We start from the raw sequence: 18,906 nt of genomic DNA, 5'->3' as shown, positions 1-18,906 counted from the left end.
CAAAGGATTTTCGAGAAAGAGAGCAAGAAAAAAGAGCTTGCGCTCTTTGACAACTTTATCGATTCTTTAGTTCAACATAACGTTTGTACCAAATTTTCACATAAGCATCGGAGAAGGGACCGCGTTCGTTGTTGATCCAGTCAACCAGAATCTTAACGTTTTCCTTGAGAATGAAATCCAAATCATCCGAATAGTTCATTTGCCTTTTATGACGTTCATATTCTTCCACATCAAGCAGCCGTTTTTCTCCGTCTGTGAAGACCTTGACATCTAAATCATAGTCGATGTACTTGAGGGCTTCATTGTCCAGATAGTAGGGGCTGGCAAGGTTGCAGTAGTATGAAGTGCCATTGTCACGAATCATGGCAATGATATTAAACCAATATTTCTTATGAAAATAGACAATGGCAGGCTCTCGTGTTACCCAGCGCCGGCCATCACTTTCTGTCACCAGTGTGTGGTCATTAACGCCAATAATGGCATTTTCTGTTGTCTTTAGTACCATGGTATCTCGCCAAGTGCGGTGAAGATTCCCATCATGCTTATAACTTTGAATTGTAATAAAGTCGCCTTCTTTGGGAAGTTTCATAACCTACCAACTTTCTACAATTTATAAGTTTATCCTCTTTATTGTAACATATTTTCATAAAAATGCCTAAGTTTTCATAGAAAATCTTAAAGATATTCTCTTAGAGCGCTGGCAATGTCCGAAAAATCATACCCTTTGCGGGCTAGAGCTTGGGTCAGACGCTGTTTTAAGTCATAGCCCTCGTACTTTTTGGAGTACTTGCGGTACTGCTTGTCTAGCTCTTTATAGAGCAGTTCTTGCTGGTTTTCTTGGTCTTCTTCAATGTCTAGATGATGGAAGGCCTCTTTGGCTTGTCCATAGGAAAATCCTTTGTTTATCAGGGCTTGGAGGAGTTTATCTTGCAGCGCCTTGCTGGGAAGCTTTCCTTGGTATTTCTTTAAAAGTTTCTCAGCAACTCGCTCGGCTACTTCAGTAAAATCAAATTGTCTTAGCTCTTCTTCGATAATAGTGCTAGAAATTCCTTTTTGACTGAGTTTTTGTTTTAGAACAAAAGCGCCCTTGTCTCCAGTGAGAAGGTTGGATTGGATAAAAGAGTTAGCATATTTTCTGTCGTTAATCCAATTTTCTTTTTTCAAAGCGTCCAAGACTTGGCTGATGATGTCTGGCTGAATGTCGTGCTGGGTCAGATAGTCTTTGACTTCTTTGGCAGTCCTTTGCTTGAAGGAGAGATGGTAGAGGGCTAGGTTTTTTCCGTAGGAAAATTGGGCATAGTCTTGAATTTCTGATAGCTCCTGCTCCGTGATTTCCATCCCTTTGGACAGCATGAAGCGGACGATAGTATCTTCTGTAATATAGAGTTTTTCGCTGTCGTCCAACTCCAAGAGGTAGAGCCGTTTTTTCTTTTCAATTTTTGTGATTTTCATACTAGTCCTTTCACTTGGACGATATTTTAGAGTAGAGTCATTCATCGTCTCTCTGACTCTATTCGTAGTTGTTGAGAGATTTTTATGATTTAGACTATTTTCTCATCTTTATTGTAACATATTCTCAACGAATCGACTCTAGCATGGTATAATAGAAGCATGAATGTAAAAGTGAAGCAAAGAATCCCTCTGAAAATCAAGAAAATGGGAATCAATGGGGAAGGAATTGGATTTTATAAGAAAACGCTGGTCTTTGTGCCGGGGGCTTTGAAGGGTGAAGAAGTCTACTGTCAGGTGACCAAGGTTCAGCGTAATTTTATCGAGGCCAAGCTCTTGACCATCAACAAACGGTCAAAATTTCGGGTGGAAGCGCCGTGTGAGATTTATGAAAGCTGTGGAGGCTGTCAAATCATGCACCTCCACTATGACAAGCAGTTGGAGTTTAAGGAAGATTTGTTGCGTCAGGCCTTGAAAAAGTTTGCACCAGCTGGCTACGAAAACTATGAAATTCGTCCGACTATTGGTATGCAGGAGCCGCTCTATTATCGGGCTAAACTGCAGTTTCAGACTCGGAAATTTAAGGATGAGGTCAAGGCGGGGCTATATGCCCAGAATTCCCACTATCTGGTCTCGCTAAAAAATTGTCTGGTTCAGGACAAGGTAACGCAACAGATCATCAATAAGGTGGCTCGGCTTTTAGGCAAGTACAGGCTGCCTATCTATGATGAGAGAAAGACAGCTGGAGTACGTACCGTTATGATTCGCAGAGCCAGAAAAACGGGTCAAGTGCAGATGATTTTTGTAACAGGACGCAAGCTGGACTTTTCTCCAGTCGTTCGAGACCTAGTGGCTGAATTTCCAGAGCTGGAAACAGTTGCAGTCAATTATCATACGAGCAAGTCCAGTGAGATTTATGGGGATAAGACAGAGATTATCTGGGGCGAGGAGGCTATCCAAGAAGGAGTACTGGACTATGAGTTCTCCCTATCGCCTCGAGCTTTCTATCAGCTCAACCCTGAACAGACAGAGGTGCTCTATGGGGAGGCAATTAAGGCGCTGGATGTGACGAAAGAAGATCATTTGATTGACGCCTATTGCGGAGTGGGGACCATCGGCTTTGCCTTTGCTAAAAAGGTCAAATCTCTGCGGGGCATGGATATCATTCCTGAGGCCATTGAAGACGCCAAGCGTAATGCGAAACGGATGGGCTTTGACAATACACTCTACGAAGCTGGGACGGCAGAGGAGATTATTCCTCGCTGGTATGCCGAAGGTTATCGGGCGGATGCCTTGATTGTCGATCCGCCACGAACTGGTCTGGACGATAAGCTGCTAGAGACAATTGTCCACTATGCACCTGAAAAGATGGTCTATGTTTCCTGCAATGTCTCAACCTTGGCGCGCGATTTGGTCAAGCTCAGTCAGGTCTACGATGTCCACTACATCCAGTCGGTTGATATGTTTCCGCATACCGCTCGAACCGAAGCAGTCGTGAAATTGGTCAAAAAAGTATATTGATGTGAACGTCTGTTTTGATGTCGACTGCGTAGACAAAAAATAGATACATCAGTAATAAATTAACTCAACGAGAACATTTTAATAAGTGTTCTCGCTTTTTTATTTTCAGGAGGAAAGCATGCAAAAGGAAGAATAGGCATCACGGCAAATCATAGTGTGCCATCTCATGGCTATCATGGGAATAAATATTGAGAAAGCAACTCAGTTAATTGCTGAAATGGAAGAGTCAGGGCTAATCCAATTTGATGAGTTAGGAAATGTCGGTTTATTAGTGTTGGATAGTGTTGGAGGGACAATCATGAACCTACCCCCGTCTTAAATTCAGACGGGGGTAGTGTTCAAAAAACACTAGGGAGGTATCAAAATCAGCCGGGGTCGGTCTTAAATTCAGCCACTAGTGAGACTGAGGTTAGTGAGACTGATATGAGTGAAACTAAAGGGAGTGAGTCTGTCATTGAGGACGAGGAGGAGAAAGAAAGTCAAACAAGTAGGAAAAGCGACAATGAACATTTTCATCGAAAGGAGGACCGATTCACAAGATACGACAGAGATTATATTTGGGGATTGGTTCACGACCAGTTGAGACAATGATTTCATTTATTTTTTATTTACTAGTTTATTAAAATGGTCAGTATAGTGTAATTTTAACTTGTCTTCACCTAAAATATCTAGAACTTTTATAGCCTGTTTCATTTTTTCGATTCCAGTACATGATTGACGCTTAAATTCATAGTAACCTGTTGCATAGAGGAAAACTGTCTGTTCATAAAAGTTTAATTCGTTATCTAGCAACTCCTTTATCTTATCAATTAAATAGGAGCAATTTGAAAATTTTTCCTCATCTATACTAAGAATTAAACAATTTATAGCAAGTTGAGCGACCATTCGTTTATTGGTTTTATTCAGAGAAGAGTAGAGATAATTCTTTAGCAGTTCCTTTGTCAATAAGAAGTAGGAATCGTAGTTAATTGTTCGTACACAGTTACCAAATAGAACAATCTCATAGTAACCCCATTTTTCGACTTTAAAAAGATAGTCCATTAATTGAAGTAATTCTTCATCAGATGGACTGATCCTCGAATCCATTGTGTGTAGAATGGATTTTACCATGGTTTTTTCAAAGGAATTTAAGGTGTAATTTGAGGAGTCAGAAAGTAGACATTTTATATTATTGATATTTTGTGATGAGTATTGTTTACGAATATATTGAACTAGGTTAGCAAATGATTCGGTATTGGAGTAGTCTTTATCATGTAAAATAAGAAATTCGTCCAAAGTAATATGTAATTTATCTAAAATATTGATTAGTCGAATACAAGATATTTCTGATTCTCCACGTTCGAATCGAGATATTTGAGATTTAGAAAGATGCTCGTCAGCAACGGAAGATAAACTGATCTGTTTTCCTTTACGAACTTTTCTGAGTGTGATGCCAAGTTTTGATTTCATAATTTTCCCATTTTCCCAACAAAAAAGTAATTGATTTTTATTTATTGTACAATAAATAAAAGCTGAAAGGAAGTCTAAATATGAAAATGGCTATTGGTGGAGAGTACTACAGCTTATATACAAAAAGGAAATGAGGTGTAAAGAAAATGAAAAAAGAAAATGAAGATGTTATTTCAACAGCAGCCTCACTAGGGGTGATGATTGGAATAGTGTTTGCTAATTTTTTTAGATTTTCCAATTGAATATGGTATTTCTTTAGGCTTGTTGAATGGAATATTATTGGGTTCGCTGATTTTTTACAAAACGATAAGATTAAGCATAATTTTTTGCTGTAAACTAGGGAGTAGAGATGTCTATAGTTGAAATTATTAATCTAACAAAAAGCTTTAGAGATACTGAAGTTATTCATAACACTTCATTTTATTTAAAGAAGGGAAAAGTATATGGTTTTGTTGGACCAAATGGAGCTGGAAAAACTACATTATCAAAATGATTCTAGGGATTTTAAAACCAGATTCTGGGGAAATAACTATTTTTAATCAAACCGTAGAACAGAATTCTGAAAATATATTATCTAGGATAGGATTAGTTTTGGGACCTTCATTTTATGGTCATCTTGATGCTTATAAAAATTTGAAGTTAATAGCAAATATAAGGGCTTAGTTTAGATATTGAAAGAAAAACTTAATGAATATCTATCAATGGTGGGATTAAAAGATGTTATTCTCAAGGGAAAGACAACACGAACCGAAGCAGTCGTGAAATTGGTCAAAAAAGTTAAGTAAAAGAGCGATTTGTTTAGAAACAAGCCTAAATGAACAGCAAAAACCTGCAGAAGTCTGCAGGTTTTTGAGTTAGAGGATTATAGCTTGATTTCGGTGTTTTGGAGAACCTTTTGAGCATCGGCAAAGATTGTATCGAGGATTTCTTTACATGGACGAATTTCCTTGACTAAGCCTGCGATTTGGCCACTCATCATAGAGCCGTGCACAGTATCTCCTTCATAAACAGCTTTAGAAAGAGAACCGATGGTGATTTCTTCGAGTTCATCACGATTGGTGCCTTTGTTTTCTAGTTCGATATAGTGGTCAGTCATTTCATTGCGGATACAACGAACCGGCGCACCAGCAATACGACCAGTAACGGCAGTAGCAGTGTCATTGGCTGCGACAATGGCATCCTTGTAAGCTGCGGCAATTGGGCATTCTTCTGAAGCTAGGAAGATAGTTCCCATCTGAACCCCTTGCGCACCGAGGACAAAAGCGGCAGCGAGACCACGACCATCGGCAACCCCACCTGCAGCGATGACTGGAATATCAACTGAGTCAACAATCTGAGGAATGAGAGCCATGGTATTGGTTTCACCGATATGGCCACCAGCTTCAGAACCTTCGGCAATCACGGCATCAACTCCGAGCTCTTGCATTTTTTGCGCATGTTTGACACTGGCAATAACAGGGATAACCTTGATACCAGCCTCTTTTAGATAAGGCATGATGAATTTTGGTGTACCAGCCCCAGTCGTTACGACAGGAACTTTTTCTTCAATGATGACTGTCACAATATCCTTGATATTTTTCATCATGAGCATAACATTGACGGCAAATGGCTTGTCAGTCAATTTACGCAGTTCACGGATTTCTTCGCGCAACTGCTCACCCGTCATTCCACCTGAAGCGATGATTCCCAGCCCACCAGCTTCTGAAACAGCCGCTGCCAGTTGGTAGTGGGAAATCTGAGCCATAGCTCCTTGGAAAATAGGGTACTTGATGTTCAACAATTCTGTAATAGACATAGGGCATCTCCTTTATTCTGTATTTAAAATCATTATATCACTATAATAAAGCGTTTTCAAGAAAGCTCTAGTCTGACAAAAGCTAGCACTTTGTGAAAAAAATCTCAGAAATTCTTGATAGGACTGGCTTTTCTTTGTGAAACTCCCTTTATCAGTGTCCTTATAACAATAACTTATAGTCTATTAGAATTTGTTATATTCTCCAAGCTTGGATTTGAGCAAGTGTGGGAAGGATTTTTATTGGACGCATTTTTTGTGATATAATAATAAAAAATACACGGAGGTAGGGCATATGGATAATGTGATTGATTTGTCTATTCCAGTGGCAGAAGTGATTGAAAAGCAGCCCGAGGTCTTGGATGTCTTGGTCGAGTTGGGCTTTAAGCCTCTGGCCAATCCTGTCATGCGCAATACAGTCGGGCGCGTGGTTTCGATCAAAAAAGGAGCTGCCATGAACGGCATTGACCTGAATAAAATCAAGCAAACGCTGGAATTAAACGGCTATGAAGTGGTGGGGATTTAGGCATGGCTACTGAACGCATTGAAGTCCTCAAGTCTATCTTGCTGGACCTACATAACGGAGCTTCGGCAGAATCTGTTCAGGAGCTTTTTAATGAGCATTTTGCTGGTGTGTCGGCTATTGAGATTAGCCTGATGGAGCATGAGCTGATGAACTCGGATACGGGAGTGACCTTCGAAGATGTCATGTCCCTCTGCAATGTCCATGCCAACCTCTTTAAAGGTGCCATTCAGGATGTAGAGGTGGCTGATACTGACCATCCAGGCCATCCTGTTCAGGTCTTCAAGCAGGAAAATCTAGCGCTGCGGGCTGCCCTTATGCGGGTTCGCAGGCTCCTATCCACCTATGAAAGCACAGAAGATGAGGAGCTTCTTCCTGAAATCCGCAAGGGACTCCAGCGCCAGCTGGGTTTGGTGGGGCAGTTTGATATCCACTATCAGCGTAAGGAAGAGCTCATGTTTCCCATCATGGAGAGCTACGGCCATGATTCGCCGCCCAAGGTCATGTGGGGTGTAGATGACCAGATTCGTGACCTTTTCCAAGAGGCTAAGATTGCTGCAGAGCAGTTGCCGGATACTTCGATTGAGGAAGTCAAGGACAAGTTTGAGACCTTTGCGGCTGAGTTTGAAGCTATGATTTTCAAGGAAGAGTCTATCCTTCTCATGATTCTCCTCGAGTCCTTTACTCAGGATGACTGGCTCAAGATTGCTGAGGAGAGCGATGCTTATGGTTATGCCATTATCAAGCCGACAGAGAAATGGATTCCTGCGCGACACTCATTCTCGGAGGAGGAAGCTGGGGTTGCTGCTGATGAAGGAAGCGAAGCGTCAGCCAGCACGGAGCAGACTAGTGATGGCAGATTTGAGCAGGTCATTGATACGCCGGATGGTCAGGTCACCATTTCCTTTAAGCCTAAGGAAAAGAAGGAGCAAGCCTTTAATCGGGACTCCCAGCAGCCTTTTGGTCATGGCTATCTGTCGGTGGCGGAGGCCAATCTGATTTTGGACCATCTGCCCATGGAGATTACCTTTGTCAATAAGGACGATATTTTCCAGTATTATAATGACAGTGTGCCGGCGGACGAGATGATTTTCAAGCGGACGCCGTCTCAGATAGGGCGCAATGTCGAGCTCTGCCACCCGCCCAAGCTTTTGGACAAGGTGCGGCGGATTTTCATGGCTCTGCGTGAGGGAGAGCGGGACAAGTTTGAGATGTGGTTCAAGTCGGAATCGCGGGGCAAGTTTGTCCATGTGACCTATGCGGCGGTGCGGGATGAGGCCGGTGAATTTCAGGGGGTGCTGGAGTATGTACAGGACATTCAGCCCTTTCGTGATATTGACAGTGATTTTTACCGAGATTTGGACTAGGTATTTGCAGTTAGAAAGTGAGAAACATGAGTTACGAACAGGAATTTTTACAGGAGTTTGAAGCTTGGGTCAAGACCCAGGTCATGATTAACGAGATGGCCCTCAAGGAGAGCCAGGCAGTCTACGAGGCGGACCAAGACGAGCGGGCCAAGGAAGCGGCCATTCGCTATGAGAGTCGACTAGATGCCTACCAGTTCCTTTTAGGAAAATTCGCCAACTATCAGGCGGGCAAGGGATTTCACGATCTGCCAGATGGACTTTTGGGTGAGAGAAATTATTGATTTTTCACTGGAAAGGTGATAGAATAAGTTCATCAGAGGTGTTTTGAGTCAAGCATTTTACAGAAAGTGGCGGTGCTGAGAAGTCCACAAATGTGTCAAGACTGGTTGCTGATGAGATGAAAAATTGAAATAAACAAAGTTGCGGGCGTTGCCCGAAATTGGGTGGTACCGCGGATAAACACATTCGTCCCTGTCATGTTTATGGCAGGGATTTTCTTTTGCGTCTTAGTCAAAGGAGGTCGTCATGAAGCAATCTTTTAAAACAAGTAAACTATATTATGGCTTTCCTATCTTCATTTTGGGGTATCAGGACCAGAACTTTGGACACAATATAACGACCTGCAGCTCCTCTTATAGTCTGGGAGATTGGCTAGTCATCGGTGTTGGTGCTGAGGAAAATGCGGCTAAGCAGATTAAGCATTATCAACAGTTCACCGTGAATATCCCTGACGAAAACTTCATGCTCGAGATGGAGCAGGCTGGATTTATTAGTCACCGTGAAAAGATTGCTAAACTCGGTTTAGATTTTCAACCTTCTAAACTGACACAAGCACCTATCTTGGATGCCTGTCCAGTCGTTCTGGATTGTAAGGTCGACAGAATCATCGAGGAAGATGGTATCTGCCATATCTTTGCTAAGATTCTTGATCGACTGGCTGTCCCAGAACTTTTGGATGAGAAGGGACATTTTAAAAATGACCGTTTTGCGCCGACTTACTTTATGGGGGACGGTCATCAGCGCGTTTATCGTTATCTAGATAACCGAGTCGATCCCATGGGAAGCTTTATCAAGAAAGCGAGGAAAAAAGATGACAAGAGCTGAGCTACCCGAATGAATCGAGACGGAGCATCTGGTCTTACGAGTCAGTACAGTGGCTGAGCCGAGGATATCCATGCCTACGCTACTCAACATATATCCATCTATTTTTTCAATTATTTTTTTAATTTTGCAATATTTCCTGATAAAATTACTATCTAAGCTCAATTTTGATTCACCATGAAAGAAAGAAAAAATTATCTTATTCCTTTCTTTCATGGTGGCGTTCGCACTCCCTTACTTGTATTCATTTTAATTAACAATTGTTTTATTAAATTTCTATAATCTGATTAAAGTGAATTTGCTAGAAGCGATCTTGCCAGTAATCTTAGTGCTAATTATAATTTTTTCAGAAATTTTTCCTTTATCAAATTTCTAATATAGATCATAAATATATTTCTCAAATAAAAAAGATAGAAAGGAATAGGACAGATTTAGAAAAATAGTGTTACGAAATTTATAATGCCAATTATAATTGAAACAAAAAATATTTGAATATGAAATATAATATAACAAGAAAAAGTATTAATAAAATAAAAAAAGAACAGAAAAAGTTACATAAGAAAGTAATTAAGCAATAAAACAAGGAGAACACACATGACTAAAGAACTTTCACCTAAATACAATCCAGCCGAGGTTGAGGCTGGTCGTTACCAAAAATGGCTTGATGCCGATGTTTTCAAGCCTTCTGGCGATCAAAAGGCTAAGCCTTATTCTATCGTCATTCCACCACCAAACGTAACTGGGAAACTTCACCTTGGTCACGCTTGGGATACAACTTTGCAAGATATCATCATCCGTCAAAAACGCATGCAAGGTTTTGATACGCTTTGGCTTCCTGGTATGGACCATGCGGGAATTGCGACTCAGGCTAAGGTCGAGGAGCGCTTGCGAGGTGAGGGCATTACTCGTTACGACCTAGGTCGTGAAAAATTCCTCGAGAAAGTCTGGGAATGGAAAGACGAATATGCCACCACCATCAAGGAACAATGGGGCAAGATGGGGCTCTCTGTAGACTACTCTCGCGAGCGTTTCACTCTTGACGAAGGTTTGTCAAAAGCAGTTCGCAAGGTCTTTGTCGACCTTTACAAGAAAGGCTGGATCTACCGTGGTGAGTTTATCATCAACTGGGACCCAGCAGCTCGCACAGCCCTTTCTGATATCGAGGTGATTCACAAGGATGTCGAAGGTGCCTTCTACCACATGAACTACATGCTGGAAGACGGTTCACGCGCCCTTGAAGTAGCGACCACTCGTCCTGAGACCATGTTTGGGGACGTAGCCGTTGCGGTCAATCCAGAAGACCCACGTTACAAGGACTTGATCGGCCAAAACGTCATCCTTCCAATCGCTAATAAACTCATCCCAATCGTTGGAGATGAGCACGCAGACCCTGAGTTTGGTACAGGTGTCGTGAAAATCACGCCTGCCCATGATCCAAACGACTTCTTGGTTGGTCAACGCCATAACTTGCCACAAGTTAATGTTATGAACGACGACGGAACCATGAACGATTTGGCCTTTGAATTTGCAGGCATGGACCGTTTTGAAGCTCGTAAGGCAGTCGTTGCCAAGTTGGAAGAAATCGGTGCCCTTGTTAAAATCGAAAAACGTGTCCACAGTGTTGGTCACTCAGAGCGTACAGGTGTAGTGGTTGAGCCCCGCTTGTCTACGCAATGGTTCGTCAAGATGGACCAATTGGCTAAGAATGCTATTGTCAACCAAGACACAGAGGACAAGGTAGAATTTTACCCACCACGCTTCAATGATACCTTCCTTCAATGGATGGAAAATGTCCACGACTGGGTTATCTCTCGTCAGCTTTGGTGGGGTCACCAAATCCCTGCTTGGTATAATGCTGAAGGTGAAATGTACGTCGGTGAAGAAGCTCCAGAAGGTGACGGATGGACTCAAGACGAAGATGTCTTGGATACTTGGTTCAGCTCTGCCCTTTGGCCATTCTCAACTATGGGCTGGCCTGATGTGGACTCAGAAGACTTCAAACGTTACTTCCCAACTTCAACCTTGGTAACAGGTTACGACATCATCTTCTTCTGGGTATCTCGTATGATCTTCCAATCCTTGGAATTCACTGGCCGTCAGCCATTCCAAAACGTCCTGATCCACGGTCTCATCCGTGACGAGCAAGGACGTAAGATGTCTAAATCTCTCGGTAACGGGATTGACCCAATGGATGTCATCGAAAAATACGGTGCCGATGCCCTTCGTTGGTTCCTCTCAAACGGCTCTGCACCAGGGCAAGACGTGCGCTTCTCTTACGAGAAAATGGATGCTTCATGGAACTTCATTAACAAGATCTGGAACATCTCTCGCTACATCCTCATGAACAATGAAGGCTTGACCCTTGAGCAAGCAACTGCCAATGTCGAAAAAGTTGCCAACAAGGAAGCTGGAAATGTCACAGATCGCTGGATTCTCCACAATCTTAATGAAACTATCGGCAAAGCAACTGCTAACTTTGACAAGTTTGAATTTGGTGTAGCTGGCCACATCCTCTACAACTTCATCTGGGATGAGTTTGCGGACTGGTACGTTGAGTTGACCAAGGAAGTCCTTTATAGCGACAACGAAGAAGAGAAAGTTATCACACGTTCTGTTCTCCTTTACACCTTGGACAAGATCCTTCGTCTCCTTCACCCAATCATGCCATTCGTGACAGAGGAAATCTTTGGACAAATCTCAGAAGGCTCTATCGTTACAGCAGAATACCCAACTGTCAACCCAGCCTTTGAAGACCTTGCGGCTCACACAGGTGTGGAAAGCCTCAAAGACTTGATTCGTGCCGTTCGGAATGCGCGTGCGGAAGTAAACGTAGCACCAAGTAAGCCTATCACGATTCTCGTGAAAACTAGCGATAGCGATTTGGAAGCCTTCTTTAACAGCAATGTCAACTACATCAAACGCTTCACAAACCCAGAGCACTTGGAAATCGCTTCAAACATTCCTGCACCTGAACTGGCTATGTCAAGTGTCATCACAGGAGCAGAAATCTACTTGCCACTGGCAGACCTCCTCAATGTCGAAGAAGAATTGGCTCGTCTCGACAAGGAACTGGCTAAATGGCAAAAAGAACTGGATATGGTCGGTAAGAAGCTCTCTAACGAACGCTTCGTAGCCAACGCCAAACCAGAAGTCGTCCAAAAAGAACGCGACAAACAAGCCGACTACCAAGCGAAATACGACGCGACCGTTGCACGTATTGATGAGATGAAGAAGTTGGTGGGATAAAGCTGGCAACATGTATTTTTTAGAAAAAGGAGAAAAATTTAAATGAATCTTAAAAATGTAGTAGAATTATTGGCCGGTTTTATTACATACGGGATACCTGTTTTATCATTTTTATGGCAAATAAAAAGTGACTTTACTGATAAGAAACAGATAGAATCAATTGTATCTAATTACAATTATCAAAATAATTCAAATTTTGATTTCAAGGACGTAAGTATTCAAAATGGTTATATACAAATTAATAACCCACAGACCATAAATGTAGAATTAAAGAATGAACTTGAAAAATTTGAGAAGGAGAGATTAGAAGATAAAAAATTTTTATCAAACAAGTTATACAAAGCATCTCTTTGGATTATTTTAGTTGTTTTTATTTTCAATATAATTAATAACATTTCAAGTGATTTTAAAAATATATCCTCGATTTTGGAAGTAAATATAATAAAAAATAATCTAGTTTTATCGTTTGATACAACTTTAAAGCAAATGTTGTTAATGATTTTAATCTATATTGTTTTAGTAGTTATTAAGTATTTACTAGATAAGCAAAACATTATCAATACTTTAGGATTTACAGTAACTATCTTTTTATATTTATTTACTTATTCAGAGATTAAGCAAGGTTTTATACAGTTTTTGAAGTATCCTATTATTTTATCTAGTCTCTCAGTATTTATTTCTATAATTGTTGCCTTGGTTGTTCTATTCCCATTATTCTTTAGTTTAAATATTTTGATTGTAAGATTACATAGTTTAATTTCAGTATACGATTCTAAAATACAAACAAAACTTGTCAATTCTCTTTCTTCCATAAGTACAGTTATTGCTCCAATATTTATTCTTGTTATAAAGTTTATATTTAAATAATAATTACCAATTATTTTAGTGTAATATATAATAGTGATAAATAAAGGATTGAGAAATGTAATATCAGCCTTAATTGATGAAAAGAATAGATTTTCTATTATTGTACTATCCTTAGTATTTTCATAGAAAAATCAATATTTTAGAAAGCAGGTTACTACATGACAAATTCTGTCAGTTAGAACCGACCTGATAACTACAACATAACAGCTTTCTTCATACATATTGGGAAATTGAGTTGGGATTTGAACAGACTAACGAGTTCAGCATTCCCTATGTAAATGAATTTGATGAGGGTATGTCTTAAATATATGTCATAACTCCTAACTTATTCCATATAAATATTCTCTAATTTTATGATTTACAGGCTCTAGGGTTTCCGTGATGGATAAAACCATTGTAGAAATTCTGGAGTCTATTTTTTCCCCTCCCCAGCCTACACTTGTGTTATAATATTGTCAGTAAAAGAGAAAGTAGGAGCGTGTATGAAAACTCCATTTATCAGTCGTGAGCGCTTGGCGGAGCTGACAGCGCAGTTTTCAACGCCTTTTCATCTGTATGATGAGAAGGGGATTCGAGCGAGAGCGCGGGCTTTACATGAGGCTTTTGCTTGGAATGCTGGTTTTAAGGAATATTTTGCCGTCAAGGCGACACCAAATCCTGCTATTTTAAAAATCCTCAAGGAAGAGGGCTGCGGGGTGGACTGTGCCAGCTATGTGGAACTGCTCATGAGCCAAAAGATGGGATTTGCTGGGGATGAGATCATGTTTTCGTCCAATAATACGCCAGCCGAGGAGTTTCGTCTGGCGCGGGAGCTGGGAGCGACCATTAATCTAGATGCTTACGAAGACGTGGCTTTCTTGAAGGAAGTGGCCGGGATTCCCAAGGTGATCTCTTGCCGCTACAATCCCGGTGGTGTCTTTGAGCTGGGGACCAGCATCATGGATCATCCAGAGGAAGCCAAGTTTGGTATGACCAAGGTGCAGCTGATTCAAGCCTTCAAAGACCTCAAGGAGCTGGGAGCAGAGAAATTCGGCATCCATGCCCTCTTGGCCTCCAATACTGTCAGCAATGACTACTATCCAGCACTGGCTCGGCAGCTTTTTGAGCTGGCTGTAGAAGTAGTGGCTGAGACAGGAGTTGAGCTGGATTTTATCAATCTGTCTGGCGGTGTTGGGGTCAATTATCAGCCTGATGGCGAGGAAAATGATATTGCGGTCATCGGTCAGGAAGTTCGTCAGGCCTATGAGGACATCCTGACTCCAGCTGGTCTGGGGCAGGTCAAGATTTTTACCGAGCTGGGCCGTTTTATGCTGGCTCCTTTCGGTCTTTTGGTGACCAAGGTGACTCACAAAAAGCAAACCTATCGGACCTATCTGGGAGTGGATGCTTCTGCGGTTAATCTCCTGCGTCCCGCTATGTACGGAGCTTATCACCATATTACCAATATGGATCGACCTGAAGGACCGACGGAGATTGTCGATGTGGTCGGCAGCCTCTGTGAAAACAACGATAAATTTGCCATCCAGCGGGAATTTCCTATCAGTCAGATTGGCGATACGCTAGTCATTCACGATACTGGTGCTCACGGCTTCTCCATGGGCTACCAATACAATGCCAAATTGCGCTCTAGCGAGATTCTCCTGGAGGAAAATGGTCAGGCTCGCATGATTCGTCGGGCAGAAAGGCCAGAGGATTATTTCGCGACTCTCTATGGCTTTGATTTTGAAAAATAGAGATAATTTGGTATAATAAAGAGTAATGTAAAAAATGAAACAGGAGTTCGGATTATTATGAATACATTGTTAGCAATTTTATTGATTATGCTGGCTTTCTTTGGTGGGATTTTGCTTGGTATGTACTTGCTTCGCCGTCAGGTCGAAAAGGAATTTGCGGAAAATCCACGTCTCAATGTAGAAGCAGTGCGGATGTTGCTCAGTGCCAATGGTCAAAAACCAAGTGAAGCACGCGTTCAACAAGTTTACCGCCAAATCATCAACCAACAAAAAGCAGCAGTTGCTAAAAATAAAAACAAAAAATAAGCTTCTCTCAGCCGCCCTTTGGTGGCAGACGGAGATTTCTATATAAAAATGGGGATTTGGGCTAGGCTTCCAATCCCTTGTTTTAGAAAGAAGACTGTATGGATAACCGACCGATTGGATTTTTGGACTCTGGGGTGGGCGGTCTGACTGTTGTCCGTGAATTGATGCGGCAACTCCCCCACGAGGAAGTGGTTTATATAGGTGATTCGGCTCGGGCTCCATATGGTCCTAGGCCGGCGGAGCAGATTCGGGACTATACTTGGCAGTTGGTCAATTTTCTCTTGACCAAGGATGTCAAGATGATAGTTATTGCCTGCAATACTGCCACAGCTGTTGTCTGGGAGGAGGTCAAGGCTAAGTTGGACATTCCTGTCCTCGGTGTGATTTTGCCCGGAGCTAGCGCTGCCATCAAGTCTACGACTGGTGGCAAAATTGGGGTCATCGGGACTCCTATGACGGTTCAGTCCGATATTTACCGACAAAAGATTGAGGCCCTCTCTCCTGAGATGGAGGTGCAGAGCTTGGCTTGCCCTAAGTTTGTCCCACTGGTGGAGTCAAATGAGCTCCAGTCCAGCCTGACTAAAAAGGTGGTTTATGAGACTCTCCATCCTCTGGCGGGTAAGGTGGATACTCTTGTTTTGGGCTGTACCCACTATCCTTTGCTCCGGCCGATTATTCAAAATATGATGGGGCCGAGTGTCAAGTTGATTGACAGCGGAGCTGAGTGTGTGCGGGATATTTCTGTCCTGCTCAATTATTTTGAAATCAATCGTAGCCGCGAGAAGCATGAACTGAACCATCGTTTTTATACTACAGCCAATGCTAAGAGATTTGCGGAAATCGCTGAAAACTGGCTGAATCTGAAAGTCAATGTGGAGCATGTGACCTTATGACAAAGAACATTTATGAATACAAAGATGGCTCTGACTGGTATGTAGCTGAATGGGGACAAAGTGCCTCTTACAGTGAGTTCGAGCAGGTGCCAGTTGAAGCTTCTGAGATTTTAGACCGCTTAGAGAGTATTTTAGCGGAAGAGGAGCTAGGCCTGCCCTTAAATATCACGGTCATTCGCTACGGCTCAGCCTTTCGCTTTTTGACCTTCTTGCTGGATATTTTAAATCAGGAAACGGGTCGAAAGTTAGAATTGTTGCAGCGACAGGGAGCCCTTCTTTTGGTTGAAGGGGGAAAACTCCTCTATGTCCATCTGCCGCAGACTGGTGTAGATTTACAAGCCTTTCTGGGAGCAAAAGATGTCAAGGATACCCTCTTGATTGCGACGCGCAATGAGGGCAAGACAGCAGAGTTCCGTAAGCTTTTCGGGAAGTTGGGCTACGAGGTAGAAAATCTGAATGACTATCCTGATTTGCCAGAAGTGGCTGAAACAGGCATGACCTTTGAAGAAAATGCCCGCCTCAAGGCGGAAACGATTAGCAAGTTGACTGGCAAAATGGTTTTGGCAGATGATTCAGGCTTGCAAGTAGATGTATTGGGCGGCTTACCAGGTGTTTGGTCCGCTCGCTTTGCTGGCGTTGGTGCAACAGATGATGAAAACAATATCAAACTCCTACATGAACTGGCCATGGTCTTTGATATTAAAGACCGCTCTGCTCATTTCCACACAACTCTGGTGGTCGCAAGTCCAGATAAGGAATCCTTAGTGGTTGAAGCGGATTGGCCGGGCTACATTGCCCATGAGCCAAAAGGTGAAAATGGCTTTGGCTATGATCCTTTGTTCTTGGTCGGAGAGACAGGAAAAACATCAGCTGAGCTGACCATCGACGAAAAAAATGCCCAGTCCCATCGTGCACAAGCAGTGCAAAAATTATTGGAGGTATTTCCAGCATGGCAAAGCAAACAATCATCGTAATGAGCGATTCCCATGGGGATCGTGCCATTGTCAAAGCAATTAAAGACCATTATCTAGGAAAAGTCGATGCTATTTTCCATGATGGAGACTCCGAGTTACCTTTTGAGGATGAAGTCTGGAAAGGGATTCATGTCGTGGCAGGCAATATGGACTTTTATCCTGGCTATCCAGAGCGACTGGTGACAGATTTGGATGGGACTATTATTGCCCAGACCCACGGGCACCTTTTCAATATCAACTTTAGCTTCCAAAAGCTGGATCTCTGGGCTCAGGAAGTAGGGGCAGATATCTGTCTCTATGGGCATTTACACGTTCCAGATGCTTGGATGCAAGGGAAAACTCTCTTTCTCAATCCGGGCTCCATTAGCCAACCTCGTGGCTCAATCAACGAACGTCTCTACGCTAAGGTAGAGATTGATAATGACCTCTTTAAGATTGATTTTTATACGCGAAATCATGAGCTCTATCCAAGCTTGTCCAAGGAGTTTGCCCGATGATTGCTAAGGAATTTGAAGATTACCTTCTGGATTTGGAAGACACTTTTTTGACGCCGGGGGAGAATCTGGCGGTCATGATTGACACGCACAATGTGGATCATGCTATTCTCTTGCTTAGTCAGATGACCTATTCGCGCATTCCAGTGGTGACTGCGGAGAAAAAGTTCGTTGGCACCATTTCTCTGACGGACATCATGGCCTATCGGATGAAGCATGAGCTGGCAGAGGAAGAGTTTATGTCGATGGATATTGTCCACATGACACGAAAGGATGGTCTGACGGTCGAGCCAGATTACCAGATTGCGGACGTTTTGCACAAGCTGGTGGATGAGTCTTTCCTGCCTGTTGTGGATAAAAAACAACATTTTTATGGTATCATTACTAGAAAGTCGATTTTAAAAGCTGTTAACTCGTTGATGCATACCTTCACGAGTCAGTATGAGATTTCCAAAAAATGAAAGAACATATCACTCCTTTTTTAGAACAAAAAAATATCTCAGAAAATTCAAAATTAGCCTATTCCTACGATTTGGAGCAATTTGTCAATGAAATCCACAGCAAGGTGACAGAAACCAATTTGCGGATTTATCAAGCCTCCATCAAGGATTTCAAGGCAGCTGTCCAGAAGCGGAAGCTCTCAGCGGTCAATCAATTTCTCTATTATCTTTATGAGAACAAGATGATTGGGGAATTTCACCGCTTAACCCTGCCAAAAGTCGCTATTTCCAAGGAACTGGGAAGTGAGCTGATGGACTTGTCAGCCTTTTGGGAAGCTTCTGCGGTACCACAAGGCCGGTTGATAGCGCTCTTGATTTTGGAAATGGGTCTCTTGCCAAGTGAAATCCTGCAGGTCAAGGTTGAAGATGTCAATCTTGACTTTCAGGTTTTACGGATTGAGAAGGCTGGGCAGAAGCGGATTATTAAAATCCCTGAAAGTCTGACGAGCGAGTTGGGCGCTTATTTGACAGGGACTTATCTATTTGAAAAGAATGGCAAGTCCTATTCACGCCAATGGGGCTTTCGCCAGCTAGAAGCTTTCTTGATTGAGCAAGGGCAGGCTAGCTTGTCAGCCCAAAGCCTGCGGGAACAATTTATCCTGCGCCAGCGGGAAAAAGGTGTCGGTATCTACGACATTGCTCGTGATCTGGGCTTGAAGACAGTGATTACATTAGAAAAATACAGATAAGA

19 protein-coding genes and 2 pseudogenes are annotated in these 18,906 nt (G+C 42.3%); 17 read left to right on the top strand and 4 right to left on the bottom strand.

What is annotated here, in order from left to right:
* Nucleotides 1-55: 55 nt before the first annotated feature.
* Entirely contained in the window at nucleotides 56-589 is a 534-nt protein-coding gene (gene ntdP / locus I872_RS07605) for a nucleoside tri-diphosphate phosphatase (RefSeq protein WP_005590859.1), read from the bottom strand.
* 86 nt (nucleotides 590-675) lie between these two features.
* A complete protein-coding gene (gene recX / locus I872_RS07600) occupies nucleotides 676-1,452 on the bottom strand; it encodes a recombination regulator RecX (RefSeq protein WP_015605548.1) in 777 nt (258 codons plus the stop codon).
* A 159-nt stretch (nucleotides 1,453-1,611) separates the two neighbouring features.
* Here recX and rlmD point away from each other — a divergent pair, with 159 nt between their 5' ends.
* Entirely contained in the window at nucleotides 1,612-2,970 is a 1,359-nt protein-coding gene (rlmD, locus tag I872_RS07595; protein WP_015605547.1) for a 23S rRNA (uracil(1939)-C(5))-methyltransferase RlmD, read from the top strand.
* A 297-nt stretch (nucleotides 2,971-3,267) separates the two neighbouring features.
* A pseudogene (locus I872_RS07585) lies at nucleotides 3,268-3,558 on the top strand (replication initiator protein A); the annotation flags it as partial.
* A gap of 9 nt (nucleotides 3,559-3,567) precedes the next feature.
* Here the strand turns inward: I872_RS07585 and I872_RS07580 are convergent.
* Nucleotides 3,568-4,419: a helix-turn-helix domain-containing protein gene (locus I872_RS07580; protein ID WP_015605544.1), complete on the bottom strand. Its 852-nt coding sequence runs from the start codon at nucleotides 4,417-4,419 to the stop codon at nucleotides 3,568-3,570.
* Between the two features lie 349 nt (nucleotides 4,420-4,768).
* Here I872_RS07580 and I872_RS12295 point away from each other — a divergent pair, with 349 nt between their 5' ends.
* Complete coding sequence (locus tag I872_RS12295; protein ID WP_231913915.1) at nucleotides 4,769-4,912, top strand: ATP-binding cassette domain-containing protein; 144 nt, start codon at nucleotides 4,769-4,771, stop codon at nucleotides 4,910-4,912.
* 369 nt (nucleotides 4,913-5,281) lie between these two features.
* Here the strand turns inward: I872_RS12295 and I872_RS07565 are convergent, their stop codons facing one another.
* Nucleotides 5,282-6,214, bottom strand: a complete 933-nt coding sequence (locus tag I872_RS07565; protein WP_015605543.1) for a nitronate monooxygenase — start codon at nucleotides 6,212-6,214, stop codon at nucleotides 5,282-5,284.
* A gap of 292 nt (nucleotides 6,215-6,506) precedes the next feature.
* Between I872_RS07565 and I872_RS07560 the strand changes: the two genes are divergently transcribed.
* The 14 genes and pseudogenes from I872_RS07560 (at nucleotide 6,507) to xerD (ending at nucleotide 18,904) form a co-directional block, all read left to right on the top strand.
* Nucleotides 6,507-6,737 (top strand): DUF1858 domain-containing protein, encoded by a 231-nt coding sequence (locus tag I872_RS07560; RefSeq protein WP_015605542.1) that lies wholly within the window; start codon nucleotides 6,507-6,509, stop codon nucleotides 6,735-6,737.
* 2 nt (nucleotides 6,738-6,739) lie between these two features.
* Nucleotides 6,740-8,101 (top strand): DUF438 domain-containing protein, encoded by a 1,362-nt coding sequence (locus tag I872_RS07555; protein ID WP_015605541.1) that lies wholly within the window; start codon nucleotides 6,740-6,742, stop codon nucleotides 8,099-8,101.
* A 26-nt stretch (nucleotides 8,102-8,127) separates the two neighbouring features.
* Nucleotides 8,128-8,382, top strand: coding sequence for a DUF1912 family protein (locus I872_RS07550; RefSeq protein ID WP_002899692.1), 255 nt, complete (start codon nucleotides 8,128-8,130; stop codon nucleotides 8,380-8,382).
* Between the two features lie 244 nt (nucleotides 8,383-8,626).
* Nucleotides 8,627-9,205 carry a flavin reductase family protein gene (locus tag I872_RS07545; RefSeq protein WP_015605540.1) on the top strand — a complete coding sequence of 193 codons (579 nt, stop codon included), beginning with the start codon at nucleotides 8,627-8,629 and terminating at the stop codon, nucleotides 9,203-9,205.
* 591 nt (nucleotides 9,206-9,796) lie between these two features.
* Nucleotides 9,797-12,448, top strand: coding sequence for a valine--tRNA ligase (locus I872_RS07540; RefSeq protein WP_015605539.1), 2,652 nt, complete (start codon nucleotides 9,797-9,799; stop codon nucleotides 12,446-12,448).
* Between the two features lie 42 nt (nucleotides 12,449-12,490).
* On the top strand, nucleotides 12,491-13,315 hold the full coding sequence (locus tag I872_RS07535) for a hypothetical protein (RefSeq protein WP_015605538.1): 825 nt from the start codon (nucleotides 12,491-12,493) through the stop codon (nucleotides 13,313-13,315).
* 158 nt (nucleotides 13,316-13,473) lie between these two features.
* Nucleotides 13,474-13,607, top strand: a pseudogene (locus I872_RS12290) (DNA (cytosine-5-)-methyltransferase); the annotation flags it as partial.
* A 190-nt stretch (nucleotides 13,608-13,797) separates the two neighbouring features.
* Nucleotides 13,798-15,048, top strand: coding sequence for a diaminopimelate decarboxylase (locus tag I872_RS07530; protein ID WP_015605537.1), 1,251 nt, complete (start codon nucleotides 13,798-13,800; stop codon nucleotides 15,046-15,048).
* Between the two features lie 57 nt (nucleotides 15,049-15,105).
* On the top strand, nucleotides 15,106-15,354 hold the full coding sequence (locus I872_RS07525; RefSeq protein WP_015605536.1) for a YneF family protein: 249 nt from the start codon (nucleotides 15,106-15,108) through the stop codon (nucleotides 15,352-15,354).
* 98 nt (nucleotides 15,355-15,452) lie between these two features.
* On the top strand, nucleotides 15,453-16,247 hold the full coding sequence (racE, locus tag I872_RS07520) for a glutamate racemase (protein WP_015605535.1): 795 nt from the start codon (nucleotides 15,453-15,455) through the stop codon (nucleotides 16,245-16,247).
* A complete protein-coding gene (locus tag I872_RS07515) occupies nucleotides 16,244-17,221 on the top strand; it encodes a nucleoside-triphosphate diphosphatase (RefSeq protein ID WP_015605534.1) in 978 nt (325 codons plus the stop codon). The genes racE and I872_RS07515 overlap by 4 nt, the downstream gene beginning before the upstream one ends.
* Complete coding sequence (locus tag I872_RS07510; RefSeq protein ID WP_015605533.1) at nucleotides 17,197-17,718, top strand: metallophosphoesterase; 522 nt, start codon at nucleotides 17,197-17,199, stop codon at nucleotides 17,716-17,718. Before I872_RS07515 ends, I872_RS07510 begins: the two co-directional genes overlap by 25 nt.
* Nucleotides 17,715-18,176, top strand: coding sequence for a cyclic-di-AMP-binding protein CbpB (cbpB, locus tag I872_RS07505; protein ID WP_015605532.1), 462 nt, complete (start codon nucleotides 17,715-17,717; stop codon nucleotides 18,174-18,176). Before I872_RS07510 ends, cbpB begins: the two co-directional genes overlap by 4 nt.
* The gene (gene xerD, locus I872_RS07500) at nucleotides 18,173-18,904 is read left to right on the top strand and encodes a site-specific tyrosine recombinase XerD (protein WP_015605531.1); all 732 of its coding nucleotides are present in this window, start codon (nucleotides 18,173-18,175) and stop codon (nucleotides 18,902-18,904) included. The genes cbpB and xerD overlap by 4 nt, the downstream gene beginning before the upstream one ends.
* Nucleotides 18,905-18,906: the final 2 nt, after the last annotated feature.

Origin of the sequence: Streptococcus cristatus AS 1.3089 (assembly GCF_000385925.1) — a bacterium.
Classification (GTDB): domain Bacteria; phylum Bacillota; class Bacilli; order Lactobacillales; family Streptococcaceae; genus Streptococcus; species Streptococcus cristatus_B.
This window is presented reverse-complemented; position numbering and strand designations above follow the sequence as displayed.

Excerpts from the sequence above, each read along its gene's own strand:
- ntdP (WP_005590859.1), bottom strand. The coding sequence starts at position 589 with ATGAAACTTCCCAAAGAAGGCGACTTTATTACAATTCAAAGTTATAAG.
- recX (WP_015605548.1), bottom strand. The coding sequence starts at position 1,452 with ATGAAAATCACAAAAATTGAAAAGAAAAAACGGCTCTACCTCTTGGAG.
- rlmD (WP_015605547.1), top strand. The coding sequence starts at position 1,612 with ATGAATGTAAAAGTGAAGCAAAGAATCCCTCTGAAAATCAAGAAAATG.
- I872_RS07580 (WP_015605544.1), bottom strand. The coding sequence starts at position 4,419 with ATGAAATCAAAACTTGGCATCACACTCAGAAAAGTTCGTAAAGGAAAA.
- I872_RS12295 (WP_231913915.1), top strand. The coding sequence starts at position 4,769 with ATGTCTATAGTTGAAATTATTAATCTAACAAAAAGCTTTAGAGATACT.
- I872_RS07565 (WP_015605543.1), bottom strand. The coding sequence starts at position 6,214 with ATGTCTATTACAGAATTGTTGAACATCAAGTACCCTATTTTCCAAGGA.
- I872_RS07560 (WP_015605542.1), top strand. The coding sequence starts at position 6,507 with ATGGATAATGTGATTGATTTGTCTATTCCAGTGGCAGAAGTGATTGAA.
- I872_RS07555 (WP_015605541.1), top strand. The coding sequence starts at position 6,740 with ATGGCTACTGAACGCATTGAAGTCCTCAAGTCTATCTTGCTGGACCTA.
- I872_RS07550 (WP_002899692.1), top strand. The coding sequence starts at position 8,128 with ATGAGTTACGAACAGGAATTTTTACAGGAGTTTGAAGCTTGGGTCAAG.
- I872_RS07545 (WP_015605540.1), top strand. The coding sequence starts at position 8,627 with ATGAAGCAATCTTTTAAAACAAGTAAACTATATTATGGCTTTCCTATC.
- I872_RS07540 (WP_015605539.1), top strand. The coding sequence starts at position 9,797 with ATGACTAAAGAACTTTCACCTAAATACAATCCAGCCGAGGTTGAGGCT.
- I872_RS07535 (WP_015605538.1), top strand. The coding sequence starts at position 12,491 with ATGAATCTTAAAAATGTAGTAGAATTATTGGCCGGTTTTATTACATAC.
- I872_RS07530 (WP_015605537.1), top strand. The coding sequence starts at position 13,798 with ATGAAAACTCCATTTATCAGTCGTGAGCGCTTGGCGGAGCTGACAGCG.
- I872_RS07525 (WP_015605536.1), top strand. The coding sequence starts at position 15,106 with ATGAATACATTGTTAGCAATTTTATTGATTATGCTGGCTTTCTTTGGT.
- racE (WP_015605535.1), top strand. The coding sequence starts at position 15,453 with ATGGATAACCGACCGATTGGATTTTTGGACTCTGGGGTGGGCGGTCTG.
- I872_RS07515 (WP_015605534.1), top strand. The coding sequence starts at position 16,244 with ATGACAAAGAACATTTATGAATACAAAGATGGCTCTGACTGGTATGTA.
- I872_RS07510 (WP_015605533.1), top strand. The coding sequence starts at position 17,197 with ATGGCAAAGCAAACAATCATCGTAATGAGCGATTCCCATGGGGATCGT.
- cbpB (WP_015605532.1), top strand. The coding sequence starts at position 17,715 with ATGATTGCTAAGGAATTTGAAGATTACCTTCTGGATTTGGAAGACACT.
- xerD (WP_015605531.1), top strand. The coding sequence starts at position 18,173 with ATGAAAGAACATATCACTCCTTTTTTAGAACAAAAAAATATCTCAGAA.